Source organism: Novosphingobium umbonatum, from assembly GCF_004005905.1.
Classification (GTDB): domain Bacteria; phylum Pseudomonadota; class Alphaproteobacteria; order Sphingomonadales; family Sphingomonadaceae; genus Novosphingobium; species Novosphingobium umbonatum.
The window spans coordinates 108,968-122,662 of the sequence record NZ_SACO01000003.1; the positions used below are offsets into that span (position 1 = coordinate 108,968).

Consider the following 13,695-nt stretch of genomic DNA (forward strand, 5'->3'; position numbering starts at 1 on the left):
GCTACCTTGGTAAGTTGCCCTCGCCGGAGGCCGCTCCCTTAGCGTCTGATTTGCCGCCCGCAAGTGATTCTTTTCAAAAGCCTCAAACTTTTTTGCAAAAGCCCCGAAAATCGGGCCCTTGTGCCGATCCGCTTTTTCAGGCCAACCGGCCACCGGCACGCTTGCCCCAACGGTCCACCGCCATGATCGTGCCGATACAGATCATATTGGTCATCATGGAGGATCCGCCGTGGCTGACAAAGGGCAGTGGGATGCCGACCACAGGGGCCAGACCCATCACCATCATCATATTGATCGCCACATAGAAAAACACCGTGGCGGTCATGCCCGCGGCCAGCAACTGGCTGAACCGGTCGGGCGCGCGGCGTGCCACGCCCATGCCCCAGCGGAACAGCACGACAAAGAACACGGCAAGGATGAACAGACCGCCGACCATGCCCCATTCCTCGGCCATGGTGGCAAAGGCGAAGTCGGTATGGGCTTCGGGCAAATATTTGAGATGGCTTTGCGAGCCATTGCCCAGCCCCTTGCCCCAGAAACCTCCCGAGCCGATGGCGATCTTGGACTGGGTGATGTGATAACCTGATCCCAGCATGTCCGCTTCGGGATCAAGGAAAACCAGCACGCGCTTGCGTTGGTAATCATGCAGCAGGAAGAAAAAGGCCATGGGCGCGGCTACGACTGCAGCCGCTCCGCCCGAAATGAACCACCACAGTGGCACGCCCGACAGAAACACCACCACGACTGCGCCGAAACAGATCGACAGGCCCGTGCCCAGATCGGGCTGCAACATCACCAGACCGCCCGGCAGTCCCAGCAAGAGCAAAGGCGGGATCAAGGCCCGCCATGTGCGGATCATCGACGGGGGCAGGGTGGAATAGAACAAAGCCATGATCAGCACGATGCCCGGCTTCATCAACTCGGACGGTTGCAGGTTCATAAAGCCAAGGTTGAGCCAGCGCTGGCTGCCCTTGCTGACATGGCCCACCGCCTCCACCAGCACCAATAGCGCCACCAGCAAGCCGTAAATCGGATAGGCTGCCTGTTGAAACCGATGTTCGGGAACATGTGAGATAGCCAGCGCAAGGCCAAGGAATATCACGAAATTCATGATATGCTTCCACGCATAGGGCGCCATATGGCCCCCTGCAGCGGAATAAAGCACCGTCGCGCCAAACAGCATCAGACCCGTCAGCGGTATCAACATGCCCCAAGGCAGACCGCGCAAGGGGGCAGGGATGAAAGAAGGCGTCATGTCTGCGGCTCGGCGGCTGGTTTGGGGGTAGCGGCGGGGGCAGGGGCTGCGGACGCTTCCTCCGGCTCGGGGGCAGGCGGGGCGGCGTCGGACTGGATGGGCTGCGGAGCGGGCTTGGCAGCCTCTTGCTCCTGCTGCGCCAGCGCTTCCTCGCTGTCCTCCACCTGCGGCGCACGCACACCATATTGCGCGGCATAGGACCGGTATTTGGCCGCTTGCCGCTCCTGAGGCGTCCCGCCCCAGCCCTTTTCCAGCTCCAGCAAAGCGTCCCAGGCCTTTTGCTGGTCAAACATATAGGTCATCACGTCGCGGGCAATCGGCATGGCGGCCGGCGAACCGCCCCCATGTTCCACCAGCACGGCGCAGGCATATTTGGGCTTATCAAACGGGGCAAAGCAGATGAAATGGCCATGGTCACGGTGGCGCCACAGGCCGCCCTTGCCATTGCCTATGTTCAGACCCACAACCTGCGCGGTGCCGCTCTTGCCCGCCAGTTGGACGCCATCGATGGGCAGGCGCGCGGCATGGCCGGTGCCCAGACCGTTGACCATTTCCTTCATCGCGGCATGGATGAAATCCAGATGCTCCTGCGGCACGCCCAGCGAACCGGCAGCGGGGCGCGGATCATCATGCAACAGACGCGGCATCAACAGCTTGCCACTGGCCAGTCGGCTTGCGATCACCGCCTGTTGCAGCGGATTAACCTGCACATAGCCTTGGCCAATCGTGGCATTCACTGTGTCATAAATCGCCCATTCCTTGTTGTATTTCTTCAGCTTCCACGCCGGATCGGGCACCGTGCCAAAGGACTGGCTGGGATAGGGCAGCGGGAATTTCTGGCCATAGCCAATCTTGCGCATGGTGCGCGCAATCTGATCCATGCCGATTTGCTGGGCAAAGTGATAGAAATAGACGTCGCAGCTTTGATAAATGCCCTTGGCCATATCCACGCGGCCATGGCCATGGTGGTTCCAGCAATGGAACACGCGGTTGCCCACGCGCAAACCGCCAGAGCAATTGACCGCCGCATCGGGCGACAGCCCCGCCTCGAGGAAGGCCAAGGCCACCGTGGGCTTGACTGTAGAACCAGGGGGATAAAGCCCGTGCAAAATCTTGTTCCGCAAGGGAACATGGTCATCGTCGGACAGCATCTTCCATTCGATGCGGCCCACCCCGTCGGTAAAGCTGTTGGGGTCGAAACTGGGCATGGAGACGAAGGAGAGCAGGTCGCCCGTCTCGCAGTCCATCACGACCACGGCGGCGCTTTCGGTGCCGATGCGGCGCGCGGCATATTCCTGCAACCCCGCATGGACGGTCAGCTTGATCGCCTTGCCCGGCACATCCTCGCGCGTTTCCAGATCGCGCACCACGCGGCCACCGGCGGTCACCTCGCTGCGGCGGGCGCCCGGAACGCCGCGCAATTCGGCATCGAACTGCTTTTCCAGCCCGTCCTTGCCGATCTTGAAACCCGGCGTGATCAGCAGGGGATTATGCTCCTGCTCGTAATCTTTGGCATTGGCCACGCCGACATAGCCGACCAGATGCCCCACGCAGGGGCCGGACGGGTAATAGCGCGAGAAACTGCGTTGCGGCACCACGCCGGGCATGTCGGGCTGGCGCACGGATACGGCGGCAAATTGTTCCCAGCTTAGATGCGATCCGGCCTCTACAGGCTGGAATCCACGCGATTTTTCCAGATGGTCGCGGATCTCCTGCAGCGCGATCTCGTCCAGATGCAGGATACCCGCCAGTTCGGCCAGCGTCTTGTCCTGCTCGATCAGCTTTTCGGGGATCAGGTCGACGCGGAAATCGGCGCGGTTCGACGCAATCGGCTGCCCCATTCGGTCGAGGATCCAGCCACGACGCGGCGGGATCAGCGACAGGTTGACGCGGTTGCTTTCCGACATCGTCTTGTATTTTTCATTGTCGGCCAGCGCGATATAGCCCAGCCTTGTGGCCAGCAGCAGGCCCACCCCGCTTTGCAGCGAGCCCACCACCACGCTGCGCCGGTCAAAACTGTTGCGCAGCACGCCATTTGTTATCAGCTTGGCCATTTACCCGACCACTCGAAACCGCGTCAGGCGCCAGCGATCGATCCAGCCCACCACGCGGCCCACCATCGGATAGGCGATGACGGTCAGCCCCATTTGCACGCCAATATAGGCCCAAGGCGGCATGATGTCCGCCGGAACGCCATGCTGGTTAAAGCCCACGCAAGCGGCCAGATAGGCCAGCAGGAAGAGCGAGGCCACCAGCCAGTCGGTGATGAAATTGCGCCAAGGAAAACGTGCCTCGATAATCTCCAGCGTGATCAGCGTCAGCGTCCACAGGAAAATGGCACAACCAAACGGCTGCCCGCTGAACAGATCATCCACCAAGCCCAGCGGCAGCCCCGCCCAGATCGGCAGAAGACCGGGGCGCACCTGTCGCCATGCCAGCAACGACATGAAGCCTAAAGGCGGCATGACCGGCGCCATGGCTACCAAGGGCCAGCACGGCATGATCGACGCCAAAGCCACCGCCGCCCAAGGCGTTGCATAGGCAACAAAGGGCGAGGGCGCCTGACTGATCCGGCGGGCCAGCGGCTGCGCTCCCCGTCGCGAGAGCTTGCGCGCGATCATCCTATTGCGCCTTTGCTTTGGCGGCAGGTTTAGGCGGGGTCACATCCTCGGCCGGAGGGGGCAGGGTTGCATCCTGCGTCGGTGACCATGCCGGATAAACCGCGACCGTCTCGCTGACCGCAGGATCGCCCAGCACGCGGGCAATCGCGCCATCGCGGGTCAGGCTGGATACCACCGCGATCGGCGTATCGGGCCAGTACAGCCCGCCCGAACCGGAGGTAACAAAGGCGTCCCCCGGTTTCAGCGGATTGATGCCCAAAGTCAGCAGGCGCAGTTGCAAAGTGCCATCGCCCTTGCCCGTGGCAAAGGCGGGCAGGCCATCGCTGGCGCGGCGCACGGGCACCACGCTTTGCGCATCGGTGATCATCAATACGCGGGCGGAAATGCGCCCCACTTCCAGCACGCGCCCGATCAGGCCCATTGCGGTGCGGACCGGCATGCCCGTTTGCACGCCCTGATTGCTGCCCACCGAAATCGTGGCATAGCGCCGCGTGCTGCCGCTGGAGGAAGCCACCAGCCAGCCATAGGCGATAGGCTTGGGCGACACTTCACCCAGTTGCAGCATCGCCTGAAGGCGCTTGTTTTCCTGTTGCGCGGCGGCCAGTTCCACCGCCTTGACCCGGCCAATCGCCACTTCACGCTTCAGGCGCTCGTTCTCCGGCCCCCAAGTGGCATAGGCTTGCAGATTGGCGAAAGTCTGGCCCAGACCGGCGCGGCCTTGGGCTGCCAGTTTGGCCACAGGCTGCACCATATCGCTGGCCAAGACGCGCAATCCGCCAAAGCTTTCCGGCGAGGCATAGGACGCCAGCGCCAACCCGCCGCCGCCCAGCAGAATGGCACCCGCCGCCACATAGCCAAAGAAGATATTGTTGAGCGCCCGCCGCGAATAGGTCGAACGCCGGTTGCCTGGCGGCACCATGCATCCCGCCTTTCTTCTCATCTGGCATCCCGCCAGCCCCATATATAGGCGCCGGCGGGAGCATGTCGTCACATTCCGATGTCTGTGCGGGGCGCAAAACCCCCGCAGCAAACCGAGTTAGGCCGTCATCAACACGCCGCGATAGACCGGATCTTCCATCGCGCGCCCCGTGCCCAACGCCACGCAGGACAGCGGATCTTCGGCGATGCTGACCGGCAGGCCGGTTTCTTCACGCAAATATTCGTCCAGACCCTTGATCAGCGCGCCGCCGCCGGTCAGCACGATGCCCTGATCAACAATGTCCGCCGCCAGTTCGGGCGCCGTGTTCTCCAGCGCGATGCGCACACCTTCGATGATGGCGCTGATCGGTTCGGACAGGGCTTCGGCCACATTGGCCTGCGTGATGGTGATTTCCTTGGGCACGCCATTGACCAGATCGCGACCCTTCAGATGGATCGTTTCGCCCACGCCATCGGCGGGCACCATGGCAATGCCGTAATCCTTCTTGATCCGTTCCGCCGTGGCTTCGCCGATCAGCAGATTGTGATGACGGCGGACATAGGAAACGATGGCTTCGTCCATCTTGTCACCACCCACACGCACCGAAGTCGTGTAGGCCAGACCGCGCAGAGACAGCACCGCCACTTCGGTCGTGCCGCCACCAATGTCCACCACCATCGAACCCACCGGCTCGGTAACGGGCATATCGGCGCCGATGGCTGCGGCCATGGGTTCCAGAATCAGGAACACCTGGCTGGCACCGGCATTGCTGGCCGCATCGCGAATCGCGCGGCGTTCCACGCTGGTGCTGCCCGAGGGTACGCAGATCACGATTTCAGGATAGCGGAACAGGCTGCGCTTGCCATGCACCTTGCGGATAAAGTGCTTGATCATTTCTTCGGCGATTTCGATATCGGCAATCACGCCATCGCGCAGAGGGCGGATCGCTTCGATGCTGTCGGGCGTCTTGCCCATCATCATCTTGGCATCATCGCCCACAGCCTTGACGGTCTTGTTGCCATTGATCGTTTCAATGGCCACCACCGAAGGCTCGTTCAGCACAATGCCGCGGTCCTGCACATAGACCAGCGTGTTGGCCGTACCGAGGTCGATGGCCATGTTTTGCGAACCGAACTTGAAGAAACGCGAGAGATAGGACGACATCGATGGTTCCGTAGCTTTGCCCGACATAGCATCCGCAGGAAGGCATGGTCAGGCTGGAAATTGCATGGGCAGGCGGCCCCCTTAACGCAACGCTGCCGCAAAGGCCAAAGGATTGTTGCCCTTGTGCCGCAATGCACCATCACTTTATCGCGAATCGCGCCCTTGTGGTCGCACCATGGCGCAGGCTTGCGGCATTTGCATCCGGAATGACGGAAAACCCCTAAGAATTATGCGCGAATAATCGGGGATATCATGGGGCAGAGGCGGGTGAGGGGCGCTGCACTGGCGGCGGAGTGGTTTATAGAGACGCCCATGTTGCCGATCATCCGCCGCCTGCCCGAAAATCTGGTCAACCGCATCGCCGCTGGCGAGGTGGTGGAGCGCCCTGCTTCCGCTTTGAAAGAATTGGTAGAAAACGCCATCGATGCGGGCGCCAGCCAGATCACTATCCGCCTGACGGATGGAGGACTCGACGGGATTGAAGTGACCGATGACGGCTGCGGCATGGGGCCGGAGCAGATGGCGCTGGCGCTGGAACGCCATGCCACCTCCAAATTGCCCGATGAAGCGATCGAATTGGTGACGACTTTGGGCTTTCGCGGAGAGGCCTTGCCCTCCATCGCCAGCGTGGCTCGCATGACCATCGAAAGCCGCACCCGCGACAGCGCCGAGGGCTGGCGCCGCGTGGTGGACCATGGCGAGGTGGTGGGCGATGCGCCTGCGGCTCTGCCCCCCGGCACGCGGATCAGGGTCGAGGATCTGTTCGGCAAAGTGCCCGCCCGCCGCAAATTCCTGCGTTCGGGGCGGAGCGAATATGCCGCCTGCCTCGATGTGGTGCGGCGGCTTGCCATGGCGCGGCCCGATGTGGGCTTTGTGCTGGAACAGGACGGGCGGCGTGTGCTGGCGGTACAGTCGGGGGAGACGGCTCCCCAGCGCGTGGCGCGGATCGTTGCGCGTGAACTGGCCGATGATGGCGTGGTGATTGATCTGGAGCGTGGTCCGGCCCGATTGACCGGCGTTGCGGGCCTGCCGACCTTCAACCGCGGCGTGGCGGACCATCAATATTTGTTCGTAAACGGCAGGCCGGTGAAGGATCGCTTGCTGGTCGGCGCGGTGCGCGGCGCCTATGCCGAGATGTTGGCGCGGGACCGCCATGCGGTGCTGGCGCTGTTTCTGGATGTGCCGCCCGACGAGGTGGACGTGAATGTCCATCCCGCCAAAACCGAGGTGCGTTTTCGCGATCCTGCCTTTATCCGTGGCTTTATCGTCTCCGGCCTGCGCCACGCTTTGGAAGCGGCAGGACAAAAGACCGCCCAATCCCCCGCCGCCGATGCGATGGGGAATTGGCAGCGCGAACCTGTAGCGCCGATGGCCCCCGCACAGCCGCGTCTGGAAAGCCTGTTCGCCCGCCAATACACGCCCAACCGCGTGGGCGAGTCCGCCAGCGAGGCTTGGCGTTCCTATGAGGCGCAGAGCTTTGCCCCGCGTCCGATGGATCCGGCTCCTTTGGGCCGTGCTGAAATGGCGGAAGAGGCCGCGCCCGATGCGGTGGATTACCCTCTGGGCATTGCCCGTGGCCAAGTGGCCAACACCTATATTATCGCTGAGGCCAGCGATGGTCTGGTGATCGTCGACCAACATGCCGCCCATGAACGCATCGTGCTGGAACGGCTGCGCGCGGCAGGGGCGGGGGACAAGATGGCGGCGGCGCAGGCTCTGCTCTTGCCGCAAGTGGTGGAACTGGACGAACCGGCCTGTGATCGGTTGGAAGAAGTTGCGCCGGAGCTGGCCAGCCATGGCCTGTCGCTGGAACGTTTCGGCCCCTGCGCCATGCTGGTGCGCAGCGTGCCTGCCGTGCTGGCCAAGGGCGATGTGCAGGCCTTGGTGCGCGATGTGGCCGATGATCTGGCGCTCAATGGGCCAAGCGTAGAGGGCAGCTCGCTCTTGCTGGGCGAGAGGCTGGATCTGGTGCTGGCCACCATGGCCTGTCACGGCAGCGTGCGGGCGGGGCGGACGCTCAATGTGGCGGAAATGAACGCTCTGCTGCGCGAGATGGAAGTGACGCCGCGTTCGGGCCAGTGCAACCATGGGCGCCCCACTTGGGTGAAGCTGGCCCATGGCGATATTGAAAAGCTGTTTGGCCGCAAATGATTACATTCGGTAGGTCAACACGATAAAGGGGGTATGGCTGACCGTATCCTCGGCATGATGGCGGATCGCGCGATTATACAGATAGGCCAATTGCAGGTTAAACCGATGGTTGATCGGATGGCGCAGCGTGATCTGGCCGCGAAATCCGGTTAGGCCGGTTTGTTCGCGCGCGCTCATCTGGTTGAGCAGAAAGAAGAACTCGCCGCTAACCTTGCCCTCCCATTGGTGGTCGGCGTCCAGAGGGCGTGACAATTCCACCCTTTGCCGCCAGCGCCAGCCAATCGGTTTGCCGCCGGTCTGGAAGCGCTCCTCGATCCATTCGCGGATGGCAATGCCATGGTTGGACCATTCAACCTGTTGATAGGCGTCGGCCTCGTCGACCTGACGGTTTTCCATATATTGCACACCGCCGCCGGCCGACCAATGCGGGGAAAAGGCATGGTCGCCGGTGAAGCGCAGGATATGCACGTCGCCATTTTTCATCTCTGGCCGGAATCTTTGTTCCAATTGGGCGGAAACGGAGGTGGATGGTCCCAAGCCCATCACCAGCGTCTCCCCCGTCCAGACCTGCAATTCATCCTCTGTGGCATAGGCAGGCGCAGCACCCCCCAGCGCCAGCAAGCAGCCGGATGTGACAGTTGTGAGGCAATGAAAACCTTTCAGACCCATCCACGCCCCATGGCGCGGGAAAACTATTTCGGCAATGTGCCAAAGATCGTATTCACCCCGTCGCGGGGCGATCCCTGCGGCAGGCCCAACACATCGCGCAGCATGGGTTCGATGGCGGTATTGTCAAAAGCGGGGATGTGGCCCTTGGCTTTAAACGCAGGACCAGTGGCGATGAACAGCGCCGCCATATCGGGCGCGGCATTGTCATAACCATGGGTTCCACCCTTCACTGGCTTTTTGGGTGTATCGCGCAGCACTTCCCAGCCGCTATCGGCCAGACATAGCACTTCGGGCACGCGCGGATTGCTGCCATAGCGGAAACGGGCGGGGATGGCGCGCTTGGGCCAGCATTGCACATGCTCTGGCGCTTTGGACAAGGATGCTTCCAGCGCGGCCTCATGGCCTGCCACGGGGTTCAGGCCGGCAAAGGGGCCATCCTCGACCACCGTGTAATCCTGAGGATTGAGGAAGGAGGGCAGCAATATGGTGCGATCCTGCGACACCGCCGCCATGCCATGATCAGCCACCACCACCAGATTGGCGGTCAGGCCCAGCGCCTTGATGCCTTTCACCAGATCACCGATGCGCGCGTCCACATCCGACACAGCCTTGGTGGTTTCGGCGGCATCGGGGCCAAAATCATGCCCCGCCGTGTCCACCGTGTCGAAATAAAGCGTGACAAAGGCGGGCCGGATTGCGGCAGGGCGGCGCAGCCAGTCGAGCACGCCATTGACGCGCTGAACGCCGGTGACGTTCTGGCTGAACTGCTGCCAATCCTGCGGGCGCAACCCGTCATGCTCCACATTGGCGCCGGGCCAGAACATGGTGGCGGTGCGGATGCCCGCCTTTTCCGCCGCGATCCACACAGGCTCGCTCTCTGCCCACCAGAAAGCATCCTCGGTGGACATGGTGAACTTTTCGCCCGGCCGGCGCTTGTCGAACATGGAATTGGCCACAATGCCATTATGGTCGGGCACCAGGCCGGTTACCAAAGTGGTGTGGTTTGGAAAGGTCTTGGACGGGAAGGAGGGGCGCATCGAAGCGCTGATGCCCTTGGCCGCCAAAGCGTTGAGGTTGGGCGTGACGCCGCGTTGCAGATAATCGGGGCGGAAACCGTCAATCGAGATCAGGATGGTGACGGGCTTTTGCGCGGCGTGGTTGTGGGCGGCGGCAACAGGCGTTTTAGGCGCTGCCATCAGCGCGGGTGCGGACAGCGCCAAAGGCAAGGTGGCGAGCAGGGAAAGGAAAGACTTTTTCATGACCGCCACCTGTGCCTGAGCAGTTTTTCAGAATTTAGACATTGAACTTGAAGTGGAACACGTCGCCATCCTTGGTGACATATTCCTTGCCTTCCTGACGCAGCTTGCCCGCATCGCGGCAGGCCGCTTCACCGCCCAGCGTGACATAATCGTCATAGGCGATGGTTTCGGCACGGATGAAGCCGCGTTCAAAGTCGGAGTGGATGGCGCCAGCGGCTTGCGGGGCCTTGGAACCCTTGGCCACGGTCCATGCGCGGGCTTCCTTGGGGCCAACGGTAAAGAAGGTGAGCAGGCCCAGCAGATCATAGCCAGCGCGGATGATGCGGGCCAGACCGGTTTCCTTCAGGCCCAGTTCGGACAGGAATTCGGCGCGTTCTTCCGCTTCCATACCGATCAGATCGGCCTCGATCGCGGCGGAGACGATCACCGCAGTAGCGCCTTCGGCCTTGGCTTTGGCAAACACCTTTTCGGAGAAGGCATTGCCATTGGCGGCCGATTCTTCCTCCACGTTGCAAACGTAAAGCACCGGCTTGGCGGTCAGCAACTGGGCCTGCGCAAAGACGCGGGCTTCATCCTCGTCCTTGGGCTCGGTCAAGCGGGCGGGCTTGCCTTCGCGCAGCAATTCCAGCGCCTGACCCAGCACAGACGCGGTGATCTTGGCTTCCTTGTCGCCCTGCGTGGCTTTCTTCTGCGCGGCCGGCACGCGCTTTTCCAGGCTTTCCAGATCGGACAGCATCAATTCGGTTTCCACCGTTTCAGCGTCCGAGATGGGGTCTACGCGGTTGTCGACATGCTGGATGTCGTCATTTTCAAAACAGCGCAGCACATGGACAATGGCGTCCACTTCGCGGATGTTGCCAAGGAACTGGTTGCCCAGACCTTCGCCCTTGGACGCGCCGCGCACCAGACCGGCAATGTCGACAAAGCCCAGCTGGGTGGGGATGATCTTCTGGCTGCCGGCAATCTCGGCCAGCTTGTCCAGACGCGGATCGGGCACGCCCACATTGCCCACATTGGGTTCGATGGTGCAGAAGGGATAATTCGCCGCCTGTGCCGCCTGCGTTTCGGTCAGCGCGTTGAACAGGGTGGATTTGCCGACATTAGGCAGGCCGACAATACCGCAACGAAAACCCATTTTCTCTACTCCGGATCCAGTAAGGCGCGGACCGGGCCAGCGCCTTTGCGGCCAAGATGCGCCGCCTCAATCGGCGCCCCATAAAGCATAGGGGCGAAAAGTGGGAATGGGTTTTTTATCCCCCCGACGCTTTTTTACGGCGTCAGGGCGGGATGGGGGCTCAGTCGGGCGAGGTCATGTCGCTTTCGGCATCAGGCGTTTGGGAGGGTGTTTTCGGTTCTGCCGGTGCAAGGGGCGTGTTTTTACGACGGCGTGCACGGGCGAAAGCCAATCCCGCCACGCCTGCCCCCATCAGACCCAAAGTGCCCGGTTCCGGCACTTCGGTGGAGCCGGAAGAGGATGAGGAGGACGAGGAAGAAGAACTGCTCCAGTCGAACCAGCCCGATGTGCTGCTGGTCGAACTGCTGGAGCCGCCGGTTGTGGTCGAGCCTGTGCTGGTTGTTCCACCGGTCGTGGTCGAGCCTGTGCTGGTTGTTCCACCGGTCGTGGTCGAGCCGCCCGTTGTGGTGGTTGTGGTCGATCCGGTGCTGCCAGAGCTTGGGTCGCGGGGGCCAAAGCTGCTGCTGCCGGCGGTGGTGGTGCTTGTCGAGGAGCCGCCGGTCGTTGTCGTTGTCCCGCCCGATGTGCTGCCACCGGACGTAGAACTGCCCGCATTTCCGCCGGTTGTGGACGTGCTGCCCGTCGTGGTCGAACTGCCGGTTGTCGTTCCGCCCGTCGTAGTGCTGGTCCCGCCGCTGGTCGTTGTCGTCGTCGATCCGGTGCTGCTTCCAGTTGAGGTGGTCGAGCCGCCAGACCCAGTCGCCCCCGAAGTGCTGCCCGAGCCGCCCACGCCGGAACTACCTCCGGTGCTGCTTCCCCCGCGTCCGCCGCTGCTGCCTTGGCCGCCCGTGGTGGTGGTCGATGTAGAGGTACCGCCATCGAACATGCCGCTGGTGTTGGCCGAATGGCCGCCGGTGGTTGTGGTGCTCGATCCGCCAGAGCCAGAGGTCGTTCCGGTCTTGTGCGGGCCGAAACTGCTCGAACCGCCTGTGCTGCTAGTACTGCCAGTCGTCGTGCTTGTGGTGGTGGAAACGGCGCGCCCGCCGGTACTGCTGCTGCCCGTGCTGCTGTAAACCGGCGGTGTGCCGCGATCGCGTGGACCAAAGCCGCCCGTGCTGGTGCTCGTGCTTGATCCTGTGCTGGAACCGCCGCTCTTGGCTTTGATGACGGGTTTGGCCAGAACGGTCAGGTTCTTGGGGCAATTGCAATCCGCCTGCCGCGTCCAGCCCAGCACAGCCATCACCATGCTGCCCGCACAAACGCCCATCAGAAGCCAGTTCTGCTTCATGCCCCGTAACACCTTAGTTTCCAAAGCCTGCCATGGCCCATTTGGGCGATAGGCGTATCCAGCCTCAGCTATGGGGCAACAGGTGTTGAAACAGGGTTAAGCATAAACTTTTCAGTCGTTGAGGCGGCGGGCCACATCGCTCATAAAGCGCACATCATCGCCCTTGGCCAGCCATTCGGCCTCGGCCGCCACGGCGGTCAACATATCGGTCAACGGGTCCAGTTCCGACTTGGCATAATTGCCCAGCACATGGCCGGTCACGCGGTCCTTGTGCCCGGGATGACCAATGCCCAGACGGATGCGGCGGAAATCGGGCCCCAGATGCTGGTTGATGGATCGCAGGCCATTATGTCCCGCAATGCCGCCGCCCTGCTTCACCTTCACCTTCATCGGCGCCAGATCCAGTTCGTCATGGAACACGGTCAGCGCGGTCAGGTCCAGTTTGAAGAAGCGCAAAGCCTCGGAGACGGCGCGCCCGCTCTCGTTCATGAAGGTGGCGGGTTTGAGCAGGATGATGCGTATGCCGCCAATCCTTCCATCCTGCACCCAGCCCTGAAACTTTTTTTGCACGGGGCCAAAGCGATAGGCGTCGGCAATGGCATCGCAGGCCAGAAAGCCTACATTGTGGCGGTTCAGCTTATATTGCTCGCCCGGATTGCCCAGCCCTACCCACAATTGCATCTTTGCCTCGTGCCTTGAATATCATCGCGCAAAACGAAAGGCGGGAAAGAGCGGCGAACCAGCGCCATCTTTCCCGCCTTTTCCTTATGGCCGCCGTTTCAGGCCGCCATCAACCGCATTAAACGCGCAGGAAGTCCACGTGTTCCGGACGGTCGGTCACGGGGTGAACCGCAACGTCCTTGGCCACGGTCTTTACAGCGGCGCCGTCCACCACGATTTCCACTTCGCCGTCGAAGAAGTTGCCGGTGTTCAGCAGACGCACCAGTTCCTTTTCTTCCACGTGAGCGGCAACCGGTTCGGCATTGCCACCGTAAACCACGACAGGAACACGGCCTTCACGACGCAGGGCACGGCTGGCTCCCTTGCCAGTCTTCGCGCGCGTCTCGGCCGGCAGGCTAAAATTGCTCATGATACTTGCCTTTCGAAAACTCTGGAAAATCACAATCGCCCGCCACGCCTCCAGGGATGACCATGACGGGGAGCGGCCGCCCTTATAGCGCTTGGCGGGAAAATG

General features: G+C 62.0%; 11 protein-coding genes and 1 pseudogene. 1 reads left to right on the forward strand and 11 read right to left on the reverse strand.

Annotated features, from left to right (window positions below):
- Window positions 1-136: 136 nt before the first annotated feature.
- The 5 genes from rodA to EOE18_RS05025 form a co-directional block, all read right to left on the reverse strand.
- Window positions 137-1,255, reverse strand: coding sequence for a rod shape-determining protein RodA (rodA, locus tag EOE18_RS05005; RefSeq protein WP_127706863.1), 1,119 nt, complete (start codon window positions 1,253-1,255; stop codon window positions 137-139).
- On the reverse strand, window positions 1,252-3,309 hold the full coding sequence (gene mrdA, locus EOE18_RS05010) for a penicillin-binding protein 2 (protein WP_127706865.1): 2,058 nt from the start codon (window positions 3,307-3,309) through the stop codon (window positions 1,252-1,254). The genes rodA and mrdA overlap by 4 nt, the downstream gene beginning before the upstream one ends.
- Entirely contained in the window at window positions 3,310-3,876 is a 567-nt protein-coding gene (mreD, locus tag EOE18_RS05015; protein WP_127706867.1) for a rod shape-determining protein MreD, read from the reverse strand. It abuts the gene before it with no gap.
- 1 nt (window position 3,877) lies between these two features.
- Window positions 3,878-4,795: a rod shape-determining protein MreC gene (locus EOE18_RS05020; RefSeq protein ID WP_127706869.1), complete on the reverse strand. Its 918-nt coding sequence runs from the start codon at window positions 4,793-4,795 to the stop codon at window positions 3,878-3,880.
- Between the two features lie 117 nt (window positions 4,796-4,912).
- Window positions 4,913-5,959: a rod shape-determining protein gene (locus EOE18_RS05025; RefSeq protein WP_127706871.1), complete on the reverse strand. Its 1,047-nt coding sequence runs from the start codon at window positions 5,957-5,959 to the stop codon at window positions 4,913-4,915.
- A gap of 315 nt (window positions 5,960-6,274) precedes the next feature.
- Between EOE18_RS05025 and mutL the strand changes: the two genes are divergently transcribed.
- On the forward strand, window positions 6,275-8,110 hold the full coding sequence (mutL, locus tag EOE18_RS05030; RefSeq protein WP_127707402.1) for a DNA mismatch repair endonuclease MutL: 1,836 nt from the start codon (window positions 6,275-6,277) through the stop codon (window positions 8,108-8,110).
- Here the strand turns inward: mutL and EOE18_RS05035 are convergent, their stop codons facing one another.
- The 6 genes and pseudogenes from EOE18_RS05035 to rplY all read right to left on the reverse strand — a co-directional run.
- On the reverse strand, window positions 8,111-8,731 hold the full coding sequence (locus EOE18_RS05035; protein ID WP_164852665.1) for a DUF2490 domain-containing protein: 621 nt from the start codon (window positions 8,729-8,731) through the stop codon (window positions 8,111-8,113).
- Between the two features lie 71 nt (window positions 8,732-8,802).
- Entirely contained in the window at window positions 8,803-10,038 is a 1,236-nt protein-coding gene (locus EOE18_RS05040) for an alkaline phosphatase family protein (RefSeq protein WP_127706875.1), read from the reverse strand.
- 34 nt (window positions 10,039-10,072) lie between these two features.
- Window positions 10,073-11,173: a redox-regulated ATPase YchF gene (gene ychF, locus EOE18_RS05045; RefSeq protein ID WP_127706877.1), complete on the reverse strand. Its 1,101-nt coding sequence runs from the start codon at window positions 11,171-11,173 to the stop codon at window positions 10,073-10,075.
- Between the two features lie 160 nt (window positions 11,174-11,333).
- Window positions 11,334-12,500 carry a PEP-CTERM sorting domain-containing protein gene (locus tag EOE18_RS05050; RefSeq protein WP_127706879.1) on the reverse strand — a complete coding sequence of 389 codons (1,167 nt, stop codon included), beginning with the start codon at window positions 12,498-12,500 and terminating at the stop codon, window positions 11,334-11,336.
- 111 nt (window positions 12,501-12,611) lie between these two features.
- A complete protein-coding gene (gene pth, locus EOE18_RS05055) occupies window positions 12,612-13,181 on the reverse strand; it encodes an aminoacyl-tRNA hydrolase (protein ID WP_127706881.1) in 570 nt (189 codons plus the stop codon).
- Between the two features lie 121 nt (window positions 13,182-13,302).
- A pseudogene (rplY, locus tag EOE18_RS05060) lies at window positions 13,303-13,590 on the reverse strand (50S ribosomal protein L25); the annotation flags it as partial.
- Window positions 13,591-13,695 lie beyond the last annotated feature (105 nt).

Bases quoted from the DNA above. Each gene is read 5' to 3' on its own strand.
- pth (WP_127706881.1), bottom strand. From the start codon at position 13,181: ATGCAATTGTGGGTAGGGCTGGGCAATCCGGGCGAGCAATATAAGCTG.
- EOE18_RS05025 (WP_127706871.1), bottom strand. From the start codon at position 5,959: ATGTCGTCCTATCTCTCGCGTTTCTTCAAGTTCGGTTCGCAAAACATG.
- ychF (WP_127706877.1), bottom strand. From the start codon at position 11,173: ATGGGTTTTCGTTGCGGTATTGTCGGCCTGCCTAATGTCGGCAAATCC.
- EOE18_RS05020 (WP_127706869.1), bottom strand. From the start codon at position 4,795: ATGGTGCCGCCAGGCAACCGGCGTTCGACCTATTCGCGGCGGGCGCTC.
- EOE18_RS05040 (WP_127706875.1), bottom strand. From the start codon at position 10,038: ATGAAAAAGTCTTTCCTTTCCCTGCTCGCCACCTTGCCTTTGGCGCTG.
- mreD (WP_127706867.1), bottom strand. From the start codon at position 3,876: ATGATCGCGCGCAAGCTCTCGCGACGGGGAGCGCAGCCGCTGGCCCGC.
- EOE18_RS05050 (WP_127706879.1), bottom strand. From the start codon at position 12,500: ATGAAGCAGAACTGGCTTCTGATGGGCGTTTGTGCGGGCAGCATGGTG.
- mrdA (WP_127706865.1), bottom strand. From the start codon at position 3,309: ATGGCCAAGCTGATAACAAATGGCGTGCTGCGCAACAGTTTTGACCGG.
- rodA (WP_127706863.1), bottom strand. From the start codon at position 1,255: ATGACGCCTTCTTTCATCCCTGCCCCCTTGCGCGGTCTGCCTTGGGGC.